21 protein-coding genes and 1 tRNA gene are annotated in these 22,327 nt (G+C 20.6%); 18 read left to right on the top strand and 4 right to left on the bottom strand.

The window, feature by feature from the left end; genetic code table 4:
• The coding region (locus T403_RS0101725) for a restriction endonuclease subunit S (RefSeq protein ID WP_033161098.1) at positions 1 to 358 on the top strand (358 nt) is incomplete at its 5' end.
• Here the strand turns inward: T403_RS0101725 and T403_RS0101720 are convergent.
• Complete coding sequence (locus T403_RS0101720; protein ID WP_033161097.1) at positions 335 to 1,171, bottom strand: type I restriction endonuclease; 837 nt, start codon at positions 1,169 to 1,171, stop codon at positions 335 to 337. The two genes, T403_RS0101725 and T403_RS0101720, sit on opposite strands and share 24 nt — an antisense overlap.
• 86 nt (positions 1,172 to 1,257) lie before the next feature.
• Here T403_RS0101720 and T403_RS0101715 point away from each other — a divergent pair, with 86 nt between their 5' ends.
• From T403_RS0101715 to greA, 8 genes are all read left to right on the top strand, one after another.
• Positions 1,258 to 3,408: a type I restriction enzyme subunit R domain-containing protein gene (locus T403_RS0101715; RefSeq protein ID WP_084273838.1), complete on the top strand. Its 2,151-nt coding sequence runs from the start codon at positions 1,258 to 1,260 to the stop codon at positions 3,406 to 3,408.
• Positions 3,409 to 3,426: 18 nt separating this feature from the next.
• On the top strand, positions 3,427 to 4,998 hold the full coding sequence (locus T403_RS0101710; protein ID WP_051619054.1) for a type I restriction-modification system subunit M: 1,572 nt from the start codon (positions 3,427 to 3,429) through the stop codon (positions 4,996 to 4,998).
• Positions 4,999 to 5,138: 140 nt separating this feature from the next.
• On the top strand, positions 5,139 to 6,248 hold the full coding sequence (gene mnmA, locus T403_RS0101705; RefSeq protein ID WP_033161095.1) for a tRNA 2-thiouridine(34) synthase MnmA: 1,110 nt from the start codon (positions 5,139 to 5,141) through the stop codon (positions 6,246 to 6,248).
• The gene (gene alaS, locus T403_RS0101700; protein ID WP_033161094.1) at positions 6,241 to 8,871 is read left to right on the top strand and encodes an alanine--tRNA ligase; all 2,631 of its coding nucleotides are present in this window, start codon (positions 6,241 to 6,243) and stop codon (positions 8,869 to 8,871) included. The genes mnmA and alaS overlap by 8 nt, the downstream gene beginning before the upstream one ends.
• Positions 8,872 to 8,873: 2 nt before the next feature.
• Positions 8,874 to 9,311 carry a Holliday junction resolvase RuvX gene (gene ruvX / locus T403_RS0101695; protein WP_033161103.1) on the top strand — a complete coding sequence of 146 codons (438 nt, stop codon included), beginning with the start codon at positions 8,874 to 8,876 and terminating at the stop codon, positions 9,309 to 9,311.
• A complete protein-coding gene (locus tag T403_RS0101690; protein WP_033161093.1) occupies positions 9,289 to 9,684 on the top strand; it encodes a hypothetical protein in 396 nt (131 codons plus the stop codon). Before ruvX ends, T403_RS0101690 begins: the two co-directional genes overlap by 23 nt.
• Position 9,685: 1 nt before the next feature.
• On the top strand, positions 9,686 to 10,342 hold the full coding sequence (locus T403_RS0101685) for a BC85_0335 family putative methyltransferase (protein WP_033161092.1): 657 nt from the start codon (positions 9,686 to 9,688) through the stop codon (positions 10,340 to 10,342).
• 46 nt (positions 10,343 to 10,388) lie between these two features.
• A complete protein-coding gene (gene greA, locus T403_RS0101680) occupies positions 10,389 to 10,880 on the top strand; it encodes a transcription elongation factor GreA (protein ID WP_033161091.1) in 492 nt (163 codons plus the stop codon).
• Between the two features lie 44 nt (positions 10,881 to 10,924).
• Here the strand turns inward: greA and T403_RS0101675 are convergent.
• Positions 10,925 to 11,008: transfer RNA gene (locus tag T403_RS0101675), tRNA-Leu, on the bottom strand.
• Between the two features lie 41 nt (positions 11,009 to 11,049).
• Between T403_RS0101675 and T403_RS04355 the strand changes: the two genes are divergently transcribed.
• From T403_RS04355 to nusG, 9 genes are read left to right on the top strand one after another with little or no spacing between them, the layout of a single operon-like run.
• Positions 11,050 to 13,680 carry a DUF31 family putative serine protease gene (locus T403_RS04355; RefSeq protein WP_169734596.1) on the top strand — a complete coding sequence of 877 codons (2,631 nt, stop codon included), beginning with the start codon at positions 11,050 to 11,052 and terminating at the stop codon, positions 13,678 to 13,680.
• 53 nt (positions 13,681 to 13,733) lie between these two features.
• Positions 13,734 to 14,426, top strand: a complete 693-nt coding sequence (locus tag T403_RS0101665) for a nuclease-related domain-containing protein (protein WP_033161089.1) — start codon at positions 13,734 to 13,736, stop codon at positions 14,424 to 14,426.
• Positions 14,407 to 15,108: a YgjP-like metallopeptidase domain-containing protein gene (locus T403_RS04230; RefSeq protein ID WP_051619052.1), complete on the top strand. Its 702-nt coding sequence runs from the start codon at positions 14,407 to 14,409 to the stop codon at positions 15,106 to 15,108. The genes T403_RS0101665 and T403_RS04230 overlap by 20 nt, the downstream gene beginning before the upstream one ends.
• 9 nt (positions 15,109 to 15,117) lie before the next feature.
• On the top strand, positions 15,118 to 16,323 hold the full coding sequence (locus T403_RS0101655) for a class I tRNA ligase family protein (protein WP_033161088.1): 1,206 nt from the start codon (positions 15,118 to 15,120) through the stop codon (positions 16,321 to 16,323).
• A 48-nt stretch (positions 16,324 to 16,371) separates the two neighbouring features.
• Positions 16,372 to 17,049 carry a 23S rRNA (guanosine(2251)-2'-O)-methyltransferase RlmB gene (rlmB, locus tag T403_RS0101650; protein WP_033161087.1) on the top strand — a complete coding sequence of 226 codons (678 nt, stop codon included), beginning with the start codon at positions 16,372 to 16,374 and terminating at the stop codon, positions 17,047 to 17,049.
• Between the two features lie 21 nt (positions 17,050 to 17,070).
• On the top strand, positions 17,071 to 17,598 hold the full coding sequence (locus tag T403_RS0101645; protein WP_033161086.1) for a hypothetical protein: 528 nt from the start codon (positions 17,071 to 17,073) through the stop codon (positions 17,596 to 17,598).
• Positions 17,599 to 17,630: 32 nt separating this feature from the next.
• A complete protein-coding gene (gene rpmG, locus T403_RS04350; RefSeq protein ID WP_084273836.1) occupies positions 17,631 to 17,774 on the top strand; it encodes a 50S ribosomal protein L33 in 144 nt (47 codons plus the stop codon).
• Positions 17,774 to 17,965, top strand: a complete 192-nt coding sequence (gene secE / locus T403_RS0101640; protein ID WP_033161085.1) for a preprotein translocase subunit SecE — start codon at positions 17,774 to 17,776, stop codon at positions 17,963 to 17,965. The genes rpmG and secE overlap by 1 nt, the downstream gene beginning before the upstream one ends.
• A gap of 3 nt (positions 17,966 to 17,968) precedes the next feature.
• Entirely contained in the window at positions 17,969 to 18,550 is a 582-nt protein-coding gene (nusG, locus tag T403_RS0101635) for a transcription termination/antitermination protein NusG (RefSeq protein ID WP_033161084.1), read from the top strand.
• 121 nt (positions 18,551 to 18,671) lie between these two features.
• Here the strand turns inward: nusG and T403_RS0101630 are convergent, their stop codons facing one another.
• Positions 18,672 to 20,225, bottom strand: a complete 1,554-nt coding sequence (locus tag T403_RS0101630; RefSeq protein WP_033161083.1) for a hypothetical protein — start codon at positions 20,223 to 20,225, stop codon at positions 18,672 to 18,674.
• 506 nt (positions 20,226 to 20,731) lie between these two features.
• A complete protein-coding gene (locus tag T403_RS0101625) occupies positions 20,732 to 22,303 on the bottom strand; it encodes a hypothetical protein (protein ID WP_033161082.1) in 1,572 nt (523 codons plus the stop codon).
• Positions 22,304 to 22,327: the final 24 nt, after the last annotated feature.

Here is a 22,327-nt window from a genome sequence, read left to right as displayed (position 1 = left end):
TAATAAAATTGATGGAAATTTTGAAAAATACGATGAATCAATTTTAGAAAATAATTTAATAAAACTAGAAAAAAATGAATTAGTTTATAGCATGTATGCGACTCCAGCTCTTTCAGCTATTAATGAAAATTATGAAAATCTATACATAAATCAATCTTTTTGCAAAATTATTCCTAATAGTAAAATATTAGATATAAAATATTTGAATTTTTATTTTGATAAAAATAGAAATAATTTTATAAAACTAGCTTCTGGTACAACACAAAAAAATTTGAATACAATAATAATAAAAAATTTTATTATTAACACCCCACCTTTAAAACTTCAAAATTCATTAATAAGCATTATTGGTGTTTAAATTAGAATCTATTTTTTTATTTAATGTACTATCAACAAATTTGATAGTTTTTTTTACAGCTCTTTGTTGATAAGGTCTTAATAAAATGATTCTTTCTTTTGTTTTTTGAAAAAGAAAATAATTTTCTAAATATTCTTTGAATTTATTTTTATTTAAAAAATCACTTATTAAATGATCGCTAGTATTACCATTTTCAGAATTTCATAAAAAGGATGAATTTTTGTTTTCATTTACATTATTAGCCATTAATTTTACAAAATTAAAATTTGTACCAACTAATATTTGAATAAAACGTAAAACACCATTTGATAAAACATTGTTTTTGTATCTATTCTGTATATCTTTTATTGCATTTTCTACATTAATATTTTTATCTTTAAATTCAAATAAAACGAAAGGAAATCCATTGATTAATATTAAACTATCAAATCTTTTTCTTTCTTGTGTTTGTGCATTTTTTAAACCAAATTGATTAACTACATAAAAATTATTATTTTCTCAATTATCTCAATCAATGAATTTTAATCTAATTATTTTATTTTCATTTTTTCGATGAATTTTAATTGAATCATAACCTCACAATCATTGAGAAAAACTTATTTTTTTGGTACTTGCAGAAGTTATATATTTATAAATATTTTTTTGTTCTTCAGGATTTAAAACGATATTATTTAATCTTTCAATTTCATTAAAAATTAACTTTATAATATCATCTTCATTTTTAATATTTAAAAGATAAATATAATTTTCATTTTGAACTAATTTATTTATAAATTCTTTTTCATATAATAATTCTTGCTGTTTTTGCTTCATTTTTATCCTTTGATCAAAATATTTTTATAGTAATCAAATCTTTTTTGTAATATTTGTTCTTTTTTTTCTAATAGTTCAATTTTTTTATAAAGTGGTTCTATAATGCTTATATATGACACACTACAGGAAGTGGTAAAACAATTACATCTTTTAAAATAGCTGATATTCTTTCAAAAAGGTTAGATGTAGATCATGTTATTTTTTTAGTGGATAGAGTTGATTTAAATACTCAAACATCTAATGAATTTCAAAGCTTTATTTCACATAATAAAAATGAATTACTAGAAAATTTAAATCAAAAAGATGGAAAAACTTTAGCAAAAATTTTTGATAATGGAATAGAAAAATTAATTATTACCACAATACAAAAAATGTCTGATATTCCAAATAATCAAAAATTATTACATAAAATTATGAATAAAACATTAATTTTTATAATTGATGAATGTCATCGTTCTACCGCGGGAACAATGCTTAAAAAAATTAAAAATCATTTTAAAAATAGCATTATGATTGGTTTTTCTGGTACTCCTATTTTTGAAAATGAAGAAAGAAAAACAGCTAATATTTTCGGAAATCAGTTAGATGTCTATAATATGAAAAATGCTATTGAAGATAAAAATGTCTTGCCTTTTAATATTAGAGATTTTTTTGTTTCAGAACTTGATAATGTTTTTTATAAAAATAATGAAATATTTAGATTACCAAATAATAATCCTCAAAAACTTGAAAAAATAATGGAAATTATTCAAGAAATGCATCATAGTTTTACTATAAATAATAACTATAATGCTATTTTTGCTTTCGATAATATTGAAAATATGCTTACCTTTTATAAAATGTATTTAGATAAAAAAATAGAACATATTTTTATGACTCCTATTTTTTCAAACGAAAACACAATAGAAGAAATAAATCAAGAAAATGAAAATTCAACCAAAAAATTAATTGAAGAATTTAAGCCAATTATTATTGAAAGATATAATCAAAAATTTGATAAAAAATTCGATGTTGAAAATTTTGATAAATATATTAATGATGTTCAATATACATTTAAAGATTATGATCCTATTAAAGGAATAAATATAGTTTTAGTTGTTGATATGTTATTAACAGGTTATGATTCCCCAAAAACAAATACAATTTATATTAATAAAAAATTAAAAAATCATAGTTTAATTCAGGCATTTTCAAGAACTAATAGAAATTATAAATATGATAAAAAACATGGTTATGTTATTAATTTTTCTCTTTCAACTCAAGAAATAAAAGAAGCATTTTTGATTTATGCTAATTCTAATTTAAGTGATATTCAAAATATTGTCTATGGCGATACATACAAAAAAGTTTATAATGATTTTTTACATCTCTATGAAAAAATTAAATTAAAAATCAATGAAATATATGATTTTGAAAAAAATGAAGTGATCATAATTAAAGACGATGAGAAAATAAAAGATATTTTTAGTAATTTAAAAAATTTATTTATAACTCATGATAATTTAAAAACTTTTTATGAATATACTGAAGAAAAACCAATTACAGATGAAATTTTTAATGATCTAAACTTATATAAAAAAATAATTTTAGAATATAAAATTTATGCAAAAAAAGAAAATAAAATATTAGATGAATTTGAAATAATTATTCATGATTCATCAGATATTAAATATCAAGAAATAATAGTAGATAAAAAATACTTAGATCTTTTATCTTGTTTAAATTCAAATTGCAAAATAAATTATTTAAATTTTGATAAAGATAAAGTTCAATCTGATTATTTAAAAATACTTGAAGAATTAGATAAAGATTTAAAAAATGGTAAGATAACAAAAGTTATTTATGATTTTTCATTTTCGCTTAACGAGACATGATATGAAAAATTTTTAGACATTTTTTTCAACAATGAAAACAATTTATCATACGAAGAAAAAGTCAGTGAAATTGAAAAATATAAACTAAATTTAAAACAAGATGCTTTATTTAAAACTGAAATTAAATGATTTAAAGAATTTAATTCTCAATTCCCTGAAATTGATTTAGATCTTTTAAAAGAAGATTGAAATTCAAGAATAAAAGAAAAAAATATTGAAGAAATCTGAAAATCTCCATGATTGAAAAAATTAAGAAGAGAAGTAAAAACAATAACTACAAATGATACTGAGGATTTAATAAATTCATTTAGAACTAAATTAGAAACTGTTTTACTTTTTATAGAAAATGAAAATTTTGAATAATAAAAAAGGAGCTTTAAAATGCAAAATAGTCAACAATTAATAACAACTGTAAATAAAATTTGTGACGAATTATGAAAAACAATGGAAGCTACCGAATATAGAGATTATATAATGGGTTTTTTATTTTATAAATATTTATCAGAAGCTTCTGAAAAACATTTTAACGATTATAAAAAAAGACTTAATAATATTTCTTATCAAGAATTTGATGAAAATAATAATCAATATTCAGAAATTAAAAAATTAATTTTTAAAGATGAAGAAGGTTTTTTTATTGATTATAAATATAGCTTTCAAAATATGGTACAGTTAATCAAACAAGATAAAAATATTATTTCTTTACTTGAAGAAGCATTTGAAAAAATAGAACAAGCTAATTCTGATTTAGATGTTGAAAACAAAGATTATTTTAAAGATTTATTTAAAAGTATTGATTTAACTGATAAAAATTTAGGAAATATTGATGAAGAAAAGGAAAAAACAATTCGTTTTATAATTTTAGAAATCAACAATTTAAAATTAAATATGGAAGATAGTGATCATTTTGGTAATGTATATGAACACTTACTTTCTAAATTCGCAAGTGCTTCTGGTAAAAAAAGTGGAGAATTTTATACCCCCTCTTCAGTTGCTGAATTAATAGCTAAAATCGCAACCCATAATAGAACTAAAATTGAAAAAGCATATGATCCTGCTTGTGGTTCAGGTTCATTATTAATTAAATTAATTCGTAAAGTTAAATATTTTGGCAAAATTTATGGACAAGAAATAAAAAATGCAACATACAATTTAGCAAGAATGAATTTTATTTTAAGAGGTGTTGAATTCTCGAAAATTAGTGTTTTAAATGGAAATACACTTTTAGAGCCGTTACATTTAAAAGAAAAAGATACTTTCGATTGTATAGTAGCTAATCCACCTTTTAGCTTAAAATGAAATCCTTCTAATAATATGTTAAGTCAAGATATACGTTTTAACCCTTTTCCAACTTTAGCTCCTAAAAAATACGCTGATTTAGCTTTCTTACAACATATGCTCTATCATGTTAAACCGAAAAATGGAATTATTGTATCTGTATTTTCATTAGGTGTATTACATAGAGTTAATCCAAAAGCTGAAAGAGATATTAGAAAATATTTAATTGAAAAAAATTATATTGACACAATTATTTTTATTCCTAATAAACTTTTTTATAATACATCTATCCAAACTTGTATCATAGTTGCAAGAAAAGATAAAAGCTTCAACGATAAAGGTATTTTCATGATTAATGCTAGAAAGGAATTTAAAGTCGCTCCTAATCAAAATATACTCTCTGAAAAAAATATTAGTAAAATTTTCGAAACATGAAGAGATAAAAAAGAAATAGAAAATTTCTCAAGATATATTAATTATGAAGAAATTGTTGATAATGATTATTCTTTATCAATGGAATTATATGGAATAAGTAATAAACAAGAAGGAGGAGAAATTGATATTGAAAAAGTTGAATTAGAACTTGCACAAATTGATAAAGAAATTCAAGAGCAAGAAAAATTATTTAAAGAAAATTTGGCTAAATTTGAAAAAGAATTAAAAGAAAATGATTAATAAAGAAATAAAATAATAAATTTAATTAATAATATTTGTTATTTTATTTTTTTTAATTTATTTTTTTGATTAAAATTTTCTATAATTTATCATTTATAAATATAATAAAAAACTTTATATATAATATATAATTTAACATTATGGCTAAAATTATAATTGGACTTTCAGGTGGTGTTGATTCATCAGTTGCTGCTTATTTATTAAAACAACAAAATCATGAAGTTATTGGTGTTTTCATGAGAAATTGAGACTCAATAGTAAATAATGATGTTTTAGGTAATAAAATAAATCAAAATCAATGTCCACAAGAAAAAGACTGGCAAGATGCACAATTGGTGGCAAAAAAACTTAATATACCTATATATAGAAAAGATTTTATTAAAGAATATTGAGATTATGTTTTTGAAAATTTTATTTCAGAATATAAAAAAGGCAGAACTCCTAACCCTGATATTTTATGTAATAAATATATAAAATTTGAACAATTTTTAAATTATGCACTTACTGAATTTAATGCTGATTTTATTGCTATGGGTCATTACGCTAAAGCTAAAGATGGCAAATTATTTGTGGCAAAAGATCAAAATAAAGATCAAAGTTATTTTCTTGCTCAACTTTCTAACTTTCAATTATCTAAAACAATTTTTCCTTTAGCTGATTTAGAAAAATCAAAAGTAAGACAAATAGCTAAAGAATTAGATCTTATTACAGCTGAAAAAAAAGATTCGACAGGTATTTGCTTTATTGGTGAAAGAAATTTTACTGATTTTTTACAAAATTACATCCCAGCACAACCAGGAAATATTATCGACATTAAAACAAAAAAAATTCTTGGAAGACATATTGGTGCCATGTATTATACACTTGGGCAAAGAAAAGGTTTAAATTTAGGTGGGATGAGCGAGCCATATTTTGTTGTTGGTCATAATATTGAAAAAAAAGAAATTTACGTTGCTCCTTCACAAGAAAAACAATGATTAATTTCTGATAAATTATTAGCCTCTAACTTTAATTTAATTCATAATAATTTTAATATAAATAATTTAAAAGCTAAATTTAGATATAGACAAGAGAGTATTGATGTTAAACTTACAATTTTAAATAATAATGAAATTATTGTTGAATATCCACAAGGATTTGAAGCGGTTACCCCCGGACAACATGTTGTTTTATATGAAAATGATAAATGTATAGGTGGAGCTACTATTGAAAAAATATACAAAAATAATAAGGAAATAGATTATGTATAAAAATAAAAAATTATCTTCAAAAGAAATAAGGGAAATATGATTAAAATATTTCGAATCCAAGGATCATCTAAGAATTGAAAGTAAATCTTTAGTACCAGTAGATGATCCATCATTATTATGAATTAATTCTGGAGTTGCTACACTTAAAGATTATTTTTCTGGTAAAAAACAACCTCCAAGTTTAAGATTAACTAATTCACAAAAGGCGATTAGAACAAATGATATTGAAAATGTTGGAATAACAACTAGACATCATACAATGTTTGAAATGCTTGGTAATTTTTCAATTGGTGATTATTTTAAAAATGAAGCAATTGATTATGCTTATGATTTTTTAATAAATGTTTTAGGCTTTGATTTAAATAAATTGTATTTTACATATTTTGAAGAAGATGAAGTAACTAAACAAAAATGATTAGATCTAAAAATCGATCCTTCACACATTATCAAAGGAACAAGAAAAACTAATTTTTGAGATTTAGGTTCAGGCCCTTGTGGACCTTGTACTGAAATTTTTTATGATCGTGGAGAAAAATTTGATAAAAGAGGAATTGAACTTTTAGAAAATGATATTGAAAATGATCGTTTTATTGAAATTTGAAACGTTGTTTTTTCACAATTTAATAATGATGGAGAGAATAACTATACTGAATTAGCACAAAAAAACATTGATACTGGAGCTGGTTTTGAAAGATTAGTTTCTATTATTCAAGATGCTCCAACTAATTTTGATACAGATTTATTTTTACCTATAATTTATGAAATTGAAAAAATGACTGATTATAAATATGATATAAATAATTATTTCACTAAGGAAAAAGTCCAAAGTCAAATTAATACATATTTTAAAATAATCGCCGATCATATGAGGGCTGTTGTTAATGCTATAAATGATGGAGTTATGCCTTCTAATGTATCTAGAGGTTATATTATTAGAAGATTACTTAGAAGATCTTATCGTGTTGGGCTAAAACTAAAAATTAAAAATGAAAGTTTTTTATATAAACTTGTAGAAATAATAAAAAATACTTTGCCATATGATATAAATGTAGAAAAAGTAGCTCAAATAATTCAACAAGAAGAAATTTTATTTTCTAAAACCATTGAACAAGGTCAAAATTTGTTAGAACAAAAAATTTCAAAAGAAAATTTCAATCTTTCAATTGTTTTTAAAATGTTTGAAACCTATGGTTTCCCCTTGGAATTAACTCAAGAAATTTTAGCTGAAAAAAATATTCATTTTGATATAAAAGATTTAGACGAGTATAAGAAAAAACATTCTGAAATTTCTAGAGGAAAAACTAAAATTGCAATGGATACTGTTATTAATCCTTTGGCCAATATTAAAGATAAAATTTCTGAATTTATTGGATATGAACAACATTTTATAAATGCTAAAATTTTATTTTTATCAAATAATAAAGATGAATTAGATATCACTAATAAAGATGAAACATCATATTTAATAGCAGATAAAACAGTTTTATATGCAACAGCTGGTGGGCAAAAACATGATCAAGGTTATTTAGAGCAAGAAGGAGGAAGAATTGAGCTTTTAAATGTTTTTAAAGATAAATTTGGTAATAATATTCATGCAGTTAAAGGTGTTGTTGATAAAAATAAAGAAATAAAAATATATGTTGATGTTAAAAATAGAATAAATTTAGAAAGAAACCATTCATCTACTCATTTATTATTTAAATCTTTAAGAGAAGAATATGGAAGTTATATAAAACAATTAGGTTCAGATAACAATGAAGAGCGTTTAACTTTTGATTTTCCAATAGATCGCAAACCTACTCAAGAAGAAATTAAAAACATTGAAAACAGAGTAAAAAGTTATATTAAAAATAAAATAGATAGAAAATATTTAAATACAACAACTAAAAAAGCGGAAGAAATGAATGCCATAATGACGTTAGAAGAATCTGAATATATGGACCCATTAAATGTTAGATTAGTTGAATTCAAAAATATTACTGTTGATTTATGTGGTGGAACTCACATTTCCAACACTAGCAAAATTGAAGATTTTAAAATCATTAATGTTGAGAATAAAGGTTCTGGAATTTTTAGAATTAGAGCAATTACTTCAAATGAAAAAATAAATGATTTTTATCAAAAAATAATTGAAGAAAAAAAACAGTTTTTAAATCAAATGATTATTAAAAATCAAAAATTAGATTCATCATATAGTTTTAATTATAAAAATTATGATGATAAGGAAAAATATGTTGAATATTTAGAACAATCTATTGAAAATGCAAAAAATGATTTTAAAACACTTTTAAAACAAAATTCAAAACAAAATATTGAAATTGAACCAATATTTAAAGTAATAAATAATCAAAAATACTATTTTAATTTTGATTTGAAAGTAAATGAAGTGAAAAATTTAGCTATTAATTTAAGAGAAAAATTTAACGATGCTATTTTTGTTTTAGGTTCTGTTTTAAAAGAAAAAATAATTATTTATGTTGCCTCTAAAATTAGTGATAGTAAATTAATTTTAGAAAAAATTTTAAGTAATTTTTCTGGTAAAGGAGGAGGAAGTTCAATTTTAGCGCAAGGTTCCATTTTAAATGAAAATAATATATTAGAAAAAATTGAATCTATTTTATAATGATGAGAAAATTAGCTATTGATCTAGGGACTAAAAGATGTGGTTTTGCTATTTCAGATAGTTTCAATATGATGGCATTTGGTCTCGAAAATTTTTCCTATAAAGAAAATGATTTTGATTTTTTAATCGAAAAAATAAAAAAAATTTTAAATGAATATCCTATAGATACAATTATTTTGGGTTATCCAACAAAATTATCAGGTGAAAAAATACAAATGAGCTTAATTGTTGAAGAATTCAAATTATTATTAGAAAAAAACTTTAAGATTGATGTTTTTTTAGTCGATGAAAACAGGACAACAAAGCAAGCGACACAAATTTTAATTGGAGCTAATTTATCAAGAAAAAAAAGAAAAAAACATAAAGATAAACTAGCGGCACAATTAATATTAGAAGAGTATTTATTATGAGGTAAAAATGATAAAGAAAAAAGAAATTAAAAAACCAGAAAATATTTTAGAAATTGAAACTATAAATAATGACAATGTAAAAGAAAAAAATGAATTTTATGTTATTTTCAATATTGATGAATTAGATGCAAAATTTATTTATCTTTATTCTGAAAAAAATGAAAATATTTTACCGTTACATTTTGAAAATAATGAAATGAAATTTATAACTAAATATGAAGATATCGATTTAGCTTTAAAAGTATTTTTTATAGCGGTTAAAGAAACAGAATTTTACTTTGAAAATAAACCAATAAAATATGAATTTTCACTACCTATTGAAGATGAACAAGAAAAAATGAAATTAGAACAAAAAATTAATAATTATTGAAATGAAATTAATAATTTAAAAGAAATTGATTAAAATGAGCACATTACAAATAGTATTAACAACTTCTATTTTTGTTGTTCTAATTATAGGTTTTACTATTTTTTTTGTTTTAAAATATAAAGCAAATAAAGTTAAAAAAGAATATATAGATCAAATGAAAAAGTTCGAAAATCCCGAACCTATAAAAATAGATAATATTTTTAATGAACTTATCAGTGATTCTGATTGACATAATGAAGATTTTGAATTTATTTTAAATACAATTAAAATAAATAATTATAAAAAAACATTTTTTTGAGGCAAAAAATTATATAGTTTCTTAGTTAATAATTTTCATAACCCAAATTTAGAAAATTATTATTGCGATAATAAATTAACATCTTTTGATAAAGAAGAATTTAGTTCAATTGCTTTAAAAACTAATCAAAAAATTGAGACAAAGCAAAATATTTTATTTGATAATTTGAAAGAACATAATTTTGATTTTATATATATAGATTTTTATGATGAAAATCAAAATTTATTTCAATCTTTTTATGAAAAATTAAATAAAAAAGGAATGCTTGTTTTTAAAGATAAATTTTCAAAAAAAGAATCATTAAAAATTAGTAAAAAATTAACAGAATTAAAAATAAAATATCAATTTTATAAAAATGGTAATTATTATCTTTTAGTAATTGCTAAAATTTAGTAAAATTTAAAAAGATTTATAACAAATAAATTAGTAAGGTGGAAATATGCAAAATAAAAACGATGAATTTTTAATTTCCGAAGAACGTTTAGAACAAATTAAGAAAGAATTAGATTTTTTAATTAAGGTTGAAAGAAAAAAAGTTATTGAAGAAATTAAAATAGCCAGAAATCAAGGTGATTTATCTGAAAATGCAGAATATGATGCAGCTAGAGAAAAACAAGGTATTATCGAAGGTAAAATTTCAGAATTAGAATATATTATTGCTAATTCAAAAGTTATTCAAGAAGTTTCTAGTAAAAATATTGTTTCAATTGGTTCAAGTGTAAAAATAAAAATTTTAGAAAATAATGGTTTATATGAAAAAGATGAATTAGAAGTTAAAATAGTAGGTTCTCTTGATATCGATCCTTTTAATTATAAAATTTCTAATTTTTCTCCACTTGCAACCGCAATATTAAAACATAAAGTTGGTGATATAGTTGAAGTTTATTCGCCAATTAAATATCAAATTCAAATTTTAGAAATAAAAAAATAAAAGTAACATAAATTACTTTTATTTTAATGGCATTCATAAATAAATGGTGGCCCATATCGGACTTGAACCGATACGCATAAATGCGGAAGATTTTGAGTCTACTGTGTCTGCCATTTCACCAATGGGCCTTAATTTAATTAAAATTATACAAAGAAAAATTAAAATTAAAATGAAAAAAAATTTTTTTATTAAACTTAAAAAATTATTATTACCAATAGCTTTAACTAGTACATCGGTTTCGATGATAAGTGCTGGTTGTTTTTCTCACTTTAATAATTTATTACCAGATATTCCAGATCCTGGTTTGAATAATGAAGAATTGATCACCAAAGAAGAAATAAATGATGCAATAATAGGTTTAGGAATTCGTCCTGAAGCAAAAGAATTAAAAGAAATTAATGCTTCTGAAGGTCTTGAGAAACTTATTAATAATTCAAATTTATTAGCAAGTAGTATTGTGTATTTTGTTGATCCTGATATTTTTAATAAATTTAAAAAGAATTTTAATATTCAATTAAAACCTGTAAAAAATTCAGCTAATAATAATGATGGAACTATAAAAATTGAATTAGAATTTTCTATTAATAATTTTGAAGATGATATTTTTAAAAAAGAATATGTTTTATCAGGTTTTAAACACAAAAATAATAAAACATTAGCGTATAAAAAAGAAATTAATGAAATTTTTGAAAAACAAATTTTAAAAATAAAAGAAAGTGTTAAATCTCAAGAAATTACAATTGATAAATTAAATAACAAATTTTGAGATTATCTTGAATTAAATAGCAAATTAAATTTGCAAAAATTAGAAAATAAAAATGAATTTCAAGACGAACATTTTGTTTATAAAAATTTTAAATTTAATCATTTGGATAATTCAAAAAAAGAAATTTGATATTCTTATGAAATTCAAGATTTAACAACAAAAGAAATTTTTAAAAATATATCATTTATTTCAAATTTCAAAAATATTGATTCTTCTTCTCTTAAAAATGATCCATTATCTGATGAAAATTTTGAAATTAGTTTAAAATCACAATATAAAAATATTTTCAGTTCTAGCTTTCATTCGTTAAATAATTTAGAAATATTTGATAAGTTTAATATTAATTTTAAGAATAAAAACTTTTCAAAAGAAAAACTATCACTAAAATTAGTAAGTTCTAAAAGTGGTTTTTATGATCAAAACGGAATACTACTTGTAGAAGCATCATATTCAAATATTTCAAGAATTTTTAAATTTGATGTTTTTGGTTACAACACTCTTTCAAAAAAAATATTTGAATTAACTAATTTAAATAAAAATGAAATTAATGAAAATATTAATTTAAATGATGAAAATATAAATTTTATTTTAAAAGATTTAAATTTTTCTAAAGATAAAACTTTTAGATATAGAGTTATCGGAAAATATTTAAAAGAATACATTAATGGCGAAAAATTTAAAAAACATTTCTTTTTTGAAAAAGATTTAAAAGAACAAAGTTATTTATCTATTTCAAATTTTTATTATGATAAAACTAAAAAAATTAATGAAAATAAAGAAATATCATTTATTTACAACAATTCATTAGGTGATGAATATGAAATTTTATTGCCTTTAAATCCTAAAGAAGAAAATAAAAAAACTATTTTAAATGATTTTAGTAAACCAATAAAAAATTTACCAAGAAGTGAAATTTTTGACGACCTTAAAAAAAGAACTTTAGTAATTAATTATGTTTTAAATAATTTAGATGGTCAAAGCCGCTCTGTTATTAGTGGAACTGCATGAGTTTTTGACAAAGATGTGAAAAATAATACATATTATTTAGCAACAAATTTACACGTTGTTAGTGAATTATTAAATAATAGAGATCGTGTTAGCTCATTTTCTTATTCACTAAAATCAGATTATGAACATATCCCAGTTTTAGGTAGTTTAGAAGAAGCTAATGGTACAAAATACAATGAAATTTTTAGACGTTTTGATAAAAAATTAGATACATTTAAATATCCTTGAGCAAGAAAAATAAATAATCAATCTGAATATATAAATAGTGTTTCAAATGAATTTTGAAATAATTTAGAAGTTTTACCATTTGCTGATCCAGAAGGTTCTAATGAAGATTATACTGATTTTGCACTTATTAAAATTAAATTCCCAAATGATTATGAATACAAAGTGAGACATCCTTTTACTCAATTAATATTTTCTGAATTTGACGACTTTTTTGATTTTAACAATTATTTATTTAGGAATAATAAATATTCAATAAAAAAATATCAAAATATTCCAGATCAAGTTAAATATTATGATGCCCATAAACCTAAATTTTTAATTAGTGATAAAATTAATTTAGATAGTAACTCATCAGAAAATAAAAATGTAATTTTTCCAGGTAATTTATACTTTGGGGGTTATTTAGGTGGTAATGAATGATTAGCTCAAGAAAGCTTAGCTTTTGTTTATAATGAAAATAATTTAAAAAGAGAACAAAGAATAAAAATAAATAATAAAGATATTCAGTTAAAATCAAATAAAACATCTTTTTTACTACCTAATATTAAAGCAGGTAATGGGATGTCTGGTTCTATGGTGGTTAATTCACAAGGTGAAATTGTTGGAATATTTTGAGGTGGATTTTTCAAAGAAGATGATGCAATAAATTTCAAAAGGAATTTAATTAAAGGAACTGGAGCATTGGATACATTATCTATTAAAAGAAAAAACAAAAAAACAATTTTACGTCAATGATTAGACAAAACACAGGACATTCAAACTAATTTAGACGAATATGAAGATAAAATAAAATATTAAAAAGCAAATAAATTTTTATTTATTTTCTTTTTTTTATTTTTATAGGAGAAATAGTGAATATAAATGAAATTTTTATAATGATATTTACAATAATTTCATTTTTATTATTTTTTGCTTTATTTTTATTTTATTTAATCTATAAAATTAAAAATATAAAACATAAAAAAATAATAGAAAAAAATTTTTTAGAATCTAATAAAAATATTTTGGAACAAATACAAAATTTCACAAACTTAAATGATTTTATTCATTTAAAAAATAATTTATTTAAAATCGATAAAAATAATTTATTTTATATAAATAATTTACTTATTAGTGATAAATTTTGCGCAATTATTAAAATATTAAATTTCACCGGAGAAATCGAAGGTGATGTAAAAAAATATTATTGATATAATACAAATTCGAGAAAAAATAAAATAAAAAATCCTTTAATTGAGACTAAAAAAAATATTTTAAATTTAAAAAAAATTTTTGATAATGATTTTCCAATAATAAATATTTCTATATTTTCAAAACTTACAAAAAACGTTCAATTAAACGAAAATAATCATGATAATTTATTTTTCATTAAAGAAGAAAATATCAAAGAAGAAATTGAAAAAATATATGATGAATTTGATTTTAAAAAAATAAATAAAGATGAAATGTTGGATTTCAAACAATTATTAGAATCAAAAATATCTAAAAATAAAAACGATTACATTTTTTGAAATTTATTTATTAATGAATCATCAAATAATTAATAATTCAATTTTTATTTTTTATAAAAGTAAAAAAATTGAAATTATTTTAAAAATAAAATCAAATTCAACATATAAAATTTTTGTAAAAAATAATAAAATTTATTTAATTTCTCCTGTTAATTTAAGCAATCAAAACATTTTAAATATAATTGAAAAAAACTTCAACTTAATAGAAGTACAACTTAAAAAATCTGAAGTTATAAATTATATTGATATTGAAAAAAAATATTATTATTTATTTGGGAAAAAAATTGAATATAACATTCAAAAAAATAATTCTAAATATTTATTATTTTCAAATGGACATTTTTTAAAATTTAGTTTAAAAAACGATGATAATTTAAAAAATAAAATTGAACAAATGTTAAAAAAAGAATTATTAACTTATTTAAAAAAAAGAGTAAATGAATATCAAAAAATAATGAATATTTCAATATCTTATGATGTTTTTTTAAGAAAAAAATCATGAGCTTGAGCTACAAATCATATTACAAAAAGAAAAATTTATTTTTCAAATAATTTACTTTTATTTTCTAAACAAATAATTGATTATGTAATTATTCATGAACTATGTCACCACTTTTTTTCTAATCATTCAAACGATTTTTGATTATTAGTATCAAAGTATTATCCAAACTATAAAGAAGCAAAAATTAAATTAAAAAATAAAGAATTGTTATAAAAGGAAAAAATGAATAAATTTGAAAATATTTATGTTTGTGGTCCAACGGTTTATGATTATGTGCACATTGGCAATATGCGTTCTGTGATGTTTTTTGATATTTGAAATAGAATTAAAAAATATGCTGGTTATAAAATAAATTATTTACATAATATAACTGATATTGATGACAAAATAATTCAAAAAGCTAAGCAAGAGATGAAAGAAGAAAAAGAAATTTCTAGTTTTTATACAGATGAATATTTAAAACTTTTTGATTTATTTAACATAGAATTGCCAAATAAAATAATAAAAGTGACTGATGTTTTAAAAGATATTGAAAATTATATAAAAGAATTAATAGAAACAGAAAATGCATATATGATAGAAGGTAATGTTTTTTTTGATGTAACTAAACATTCTATTTATGGAAAAATATCAAATAGAAATTTAAACGACACATTAAATTCTGAAGATGAATACAACAAAAAAAATATTCATGATTTTGCACTTTGAAAAAAAACAAATGAAGGAATTAAATTTGATTCTATTTTTGGCTTAGGAAGACCTGGTTGACATACTGAATGTGTGGTTATGATTAATAAATATTTTAAAAATCAAACCTTAGATTATCATGGAGGTGGAATAGATTTAATTTTTCCTCATCATGAAAATGAAAATATTCAACATTATTCATTAAATAAAACAAATTTAACTAAAAAATGAATTCATTCTGGATTTTTAAATTTCGAAGGTAAAAAAATGTCAAAATCATTGGGCAATGTTATTTATGCTAAAGATTTTGCAAATAAGTATAATACAAATACCTTAAGGTTATTAATTTTAACAACAAATATAAATAGTCCTATTAATTTAACTGAGTTAATGATTGCGGATTTAGAAAAAAAAATTTTATTTTTTAGAAAAAAATATTATTTATATTTTTTAGAAAAAAATAATTTTGAAACTAATTATGAAAATGTAAAAAAAATATTAGATTTATATTTAAATTTGCATTTTTCAAAAGCTAATTTAGAATTAAATTTACTTTTAAAAAATAATGAAATTGGCACATTTGTAAAAATTATTGATATATTAGGTTTTGATTTTAACAAAAGTTTACCTTCTAAAAAAGATATAGAAATATATGAAGAATGAAAATCATTAGTTAAAAAGAAAAATTTTGAATCAAGTGATAAACTTAGAGAAATTTTACAAAACAAAAAATATATTTAAAAAATTAGGAAAAGAAAAAAATAATAATTTCAAAACAGTTAGGAAAATATGAAAAAATTTATTTGTGGGAAAAATTCTGTATTAGATGCGATTAAAAATCAATTACCAATTAAAAAAATTTATACAACTAATCAAAAATTAATTTCAGAATTTTTTAAATTGAATATTCAATTAGTTGAAAATAATTTTTTAAATCAATTAGTAAAAGAAAATCATCAAGGTTATGTTGCAGAAATTTCTGAAATAAAAATTTATGATTTTAATACTCTGATAAAAGAAAAACCTGAAAAAATTATAATTTTAGATCATATTCAGGACCCACATAATTTTGGAGCTATTATCAGAACTGCAAATGCAAACGGAATCAATCATATAATTTTTTCAAAAAATAAATCTGTAGATTTAACAAGTACTGTTCTAAAAGTTTCATCAGGCGGTTTTGTAGGAATGAAATTTATCAAAGTTTCTTCTATAAGCGCAACAATTGAAAAATTGAAAAAAAATAATTTTTGAGTTTATGGGACTACATTATCAAATAATTCTAAATCAATTGATGATGTTATATTTAATAAACCAATGGCTATTGTTTTTGGCAATGAAGGTAAAGGTTTATCTAAATCTGTTGAAAATAGTTGTGATGAATTGATACATATCAAAATGAAAGGAACAGTTCAATCACTTAATATTTCTGTTGCTGTAGGAATAGTTCTATTTAAAATAAAATAATGAAAGGTTGCATTTTTATTATTGCTTAAAAAATATATTCATATAGCAGATATTGCTGCTAAAAAAGCAAAAAACATTTACAAAACTATTCCTTTGGAATATGAAGATTTATTCGTTACAGGATTGAATTTTTTAAACGAAACTTTAAAAAATAATCAAGATAAAATCCCAAATGATGATCCAAATGCTTGATTGTACAAAAGTACATATATTAGATTGTTAAATTATTGTAAAAAATTTACAACAAATAATCATAAAATTATGAATTTTAAATTAAATTATGTTGATGAGATAAATAAATTTTCAAAAGATCAACATAAAGTAAAAAATTATTCATATTATGATTTTTTCGAAATAGAAAATAAAGAATTTTTTCAAAATTTTTCAAATGAAAAATTTCAAATTTTATGAATGTATTTTATTGATAAAATTCCTGTTAAAAAAATTTCAGAAAAATTTTTTATAAGTTCAAATAAAATTAACGACATAATAAAATTTTACAAACAAAGAGCTTTTGAATATATAAATGGCTTGTCAATTGCTGTTTAAAAATAATTATTGTGTTATAATTCATTAATATTATGAGTAAATCTAAAATTACTTTATGTTGTGAAGAATGTAAATCTAAAAATTATGTTACAAATAAATCAAAAGATGAAAGATTGATAATAAAAAAATTTTGTAAAAAATGCAAAACACAATCTATTCATAAAGAGGAAAAATAATGAAAAAAAACAAAAAATATATTTTTCGAAATTGAGTGAAAGAATTAAAAAGAATAAAATGACCAGATTCTAAAACATCAGGTCAAAGTTTTGTTTATACTATTCTTTTTGTTATATTTTTTATTATTTTGTTTTTTATCATTTCAATAATTGCAACATATTTATGAAATCAAACAGGAGTCGGTTTTTAATCTATGGAAAATAATCAAATTTTTAAATGATATATGATTTCAACAATTTCAGGTAAAGAAGAAAAAGTTGTTGAATCTTTAAAGAATGTTGTTAAATCTGAAATGTTAGAAGATATTTGTGAAGAAATAAAAATGTTTGTAAGACCGCATTTAACATTGAAAGAATTGCAAAAAAGATCAGCAGGACAAGAATTTAAAGTTAAAAATGAAAACCTTTATAAAGGATATATTTTTATTAAAATAAATATGACTGATAAGGCTTGATTTTTAATTAGAAATACCCAATATGTAACAGGATTAGTCGGATCTTCAGGAAAAGGTGCAAAACCAACCCCTCTTTCACAAAGGCAAATTGATAAAATGTTTAAAAAAGAAGCTGAAGAATGAGAAAAATATAATAATGGTATTATCGATTCTCCTTTCAAACCAGGTTCTATTGTTGAGATAACAGAAGGTGCTTTTAAAGGTGAAGAAGGCCAAATTATTGAAGTTAATGATAAAGAACAAACAGCTTTAGTATCACTTGAAATTTTTGGTAAAAAAACTCCAACAAAAGTAGAACATAACATTCTTAAACTTAAGTAATAAACTTTCAAATTTTTTATAACATAAAAAAAATAAAACCCAATATCTTAATTTTATTGGGTTTTTTTAATAAAAATTTGCATTAAATTTATTTAATTTATACTTGAAATATTTCTATATTCTATTTATCGAATGCAATTACTGTGTAATAGTAATCATAATGATAGTGTCCATGATCGCTATCACTACCTTTATGCAATCATTTAGTAGGGGTTACTAATGCTATTGTTTTATCGCTTTCATTAAAATTGATAGATCAATCTTCTAATTTGAATTCATCATTTGTTTTTTCAAATTTAGTAACAATATCAAATCAAGCATTTTCTCCTTTAGACATTTCTAAAAGTGCATCACTAATATGTTTTTTTGAATATAAAGTATTTTTAAATTGAGTTACAAATTCATCATAAGAATTGTTATGATTTTTTAATTTTATTTGGAGTTTATTATCTTTACTTTTTTCATTCAAAATTTTTTTATTATCAAATTTCAAATAAATACTTTCTTCTTTATCCTGAGTCTTTCCATCTATGGTTTTATTATATTTAACAACAACTTTAATAATTAAATTTGTATCATCAAATTCAACTTTTCAATTTCTACCTTTTAATTGAATTTTTTCGTCATATGAAAATGTAATTTGATTTTCTTTATGCTCTCCAAATCCTTCCTGAAAATATTCTGCAAAAAGTCTAGAAATTTGAGTTGTTGGAGCTCAAACTTTCAATCAAGTTTTAAAATCTAAATAATTATTTTTTGTTAATTCACCTAATTGAATTTTTATATCTTTAACTTTATCTTTTTGTTCATTATATTCAGAAGATAAATCTTTAGATAATAAAGATTGAGATTTAGAATCTTGATCACCAAATTTTAAAAATGAATAATTATATATTTTTTTAGGTCTAGATGTGTTTTCTTTTAGTTCTTTTTCTGAAACTAATTGAGATTCAATCATAACTACTTGATCTTCATCATTAAAAATAACTTGATAATCTCATAATTGCTCAATAAAATCAGGTTTAATTTTTTTTTCAATTCAAGAATTATCACCTTTAGAAAGAGTTGAAATAGCATCTCCTGCAGAACCTGAGGAAAATAATGCTTTTTCAAAAGTTTTTTTAAATTCTAAATAACTTTTTTCCTTACCTTCTTTTAAACTAAATTTTATTTCATCCTCATCATTATTAAATACCTCATAAATATTTTGAGGTTTTTCAAATTTTAATATTAATTTTTTGGTAATATTTTTATCATCTCCCAAAAACGGAATAACAAACTTTATTATTCAGTTATCTTTATCAAACTGAACCTGTCATAAACCATCTTCTTTAACATTTTTTTCAAAAAAATCTTTAGTTTTTAGCTCGATTAATTCATCTTTTGAATAAAAAGTTCCTATAATGTGATATTTTAAAATATCATGAAGATTTACACCATTATTTAATAAATTTTTAATAATACTAGATATTTCAAGAAATTTATTTTTTCCTTTTTCAGTTATTTTTATATCTGATATATCTGATAATTCAGAAGTTAAATCTACTTTTTCTTTTTTTGTGTCACCTATTTGTTTGTTTTTTTTGTTTGTTGTGTCAATGATATCTTCTGTTTTATTCGTTGAAGAGTTATCATATTTATTTTGAACATGAAATAGTAAATAATGAAAGAGCACTTATACTAATAAAAGGAGTTAAAGATAACAAAAATTTTTTAAATTTAATCATAAATATATATATTTTTTAATTTCTTTCTACTTTTTTTGTTTTTTCACATAAATTTTTATTTATATATTGATTAATTTATATGATATTTAAAATATTAACAAAAAATTAAAAAAATAAAAGAATTTTTTTATATTTTTAAAACTTTTAATAGAAAATTTCAAATTAAAAAATTTATTAATTTTATTTTTTTTAAAACTTTATTAAATTTTTGATGTTTTTTATTAAAAAAATGTAAATAATATTTAAACTATTTTTTAGTTTAAATTTAAAATTTGTATTATTTAATGATTGATTTTTTTTATAGATGTTTAAAATAAAACATTTTAAAGTTTATTATTTTTTTGAAATTTTAAATATTTTCTAATTAAAAAATTAAATTTAAAAAACAAAACCCATAAACTAAATTTATTGGATTTTGTTTTTTTAATAATATATTGTTTTTGATTTTTATGTTTTATTTGTTAAACTCAATTACTGTATAGTATCAATTATAATCGTAATATTCTTCATCACTATCATTTATTTTTTTATAAAATGATCTAAATGAAGTTGTTAAAGCAATTGCTTTATCTTCTTCATTATATTCGATTGTTCAGCCTTCAAGGTATAGTTCATCATTAATTGTATCAAATTTATTTATGATATTAAATCAAGCATTTTCTCCTTTAGACATTTTTATTATCGCATCACTAATATGTTTATTTGAGTATAAATTATTTCTAAATTCTTCTATAAACTCCTGATAAGATTTATTTTTTTCTTTTAAACTTATTTGAAATTTATTACTCTTAATTTCCTCATTAAAAGTTTTTCTATTATCGAATTTTAGATAAACATCTTCAGTTTTTATTTGGTTTCTTCCATTTTCAATTTTGCTATATTTAATTGTAACTTTAATAATTAAATTATCATCATCAAATTCAACATTTCAGTTTTTATCTTTTAATTTTATTGTTTCATCGTTAAATTTAAATCTAATTTGATTTTCATTATGTGGTGGAAAGCCTTGAACAAAATTTTCTCTAAATAAATTAGAAATTTGAATCGTAGATGCTCAAACTTTTATTCAAGTTTTAAAATCTAAATAATTATTTTTTGTTAATTCGCCTAATTCGATTTCTATATCTTTTGTTTTATACTTATATTTTTCATATTCGTTTGACAAATTTTTAGATAGTGTATTTTGAATTTTAGCTGTTTGATTCTCAAATTTTAAAAAAGAATAGTTTATATATTTTTTAGGATTAGAAACGTTAAGTTCTAAATCTTTTTCAGAAACTAATACGCTTTTAATCATAGCAACTTGATCTTCATCATTAAATGTAATAGTATATTCTGATAATTCTTCAATAAATCCAGGCTTAATTTTTTTATCTAATCAAGAAATTTTCTTTTCTGAAAGATTTGAAATAGCATCGCCAACTGAACCTGAATTAAATAGTGCATTTTCAAAAATATTTTTAAATTCTAAATAACTTTTTATTCCTTTGATATTTAAATAAAATTCAAGGTTTTTATTTTCATCAGATGATTGATTAATATTTTTGGGTTTATTAAATTTTAATAATAATTTTTTATTAATTATTTTATTATTTTCAAAAAATGGAATTATAAATTTTATAACTCAGTTTTCTTTGTCAAAATTCACTTTTCATAAATTATCTTTTGCAATATTTTTTTCAAAAAAATGTTTGTTATTTAATTCAATTCATTCATATTTTGAATAAACATTTCCAATAAGATGAAATTTTAGAATATCATAAAGTGTTACTCCATTATTCAAAGAATTTTTAATAATAGTAGATATTTCTAAAAATTTATTTTTTCCTTTTTCAGTTACTTGTATATCATTTAATTTAGGAATCAAATCATCATTATTTAATTCTTTGTTAGGGGAAATTATTTCAAAATTGTTTATTAACTCATTATTATTTGCTTTACTTGAACAAGAAATAATTGTTGATAAAATACCACTTGCACCAATAATAAGTGTAAGAGGAAATAAAATTTTTTTTAAATTAATCATTAATATCCAATCGTTAAATTATTT

Source organism: Mycoplasma collis ATCC 35278, assembly GCF_000701825.1.
Lineage (GTDB): Bacteria > Bacillota_I > Bacilli_A > Mycoplasmatales > Metamycoplasmataceae > Mesomycoplasma_A > Mesomycoplasma_A collis.
Note: the sequence above shows the minus strand (reverse complement) of the source record. Positions and strands in the feature narration are given on the sequence as shown.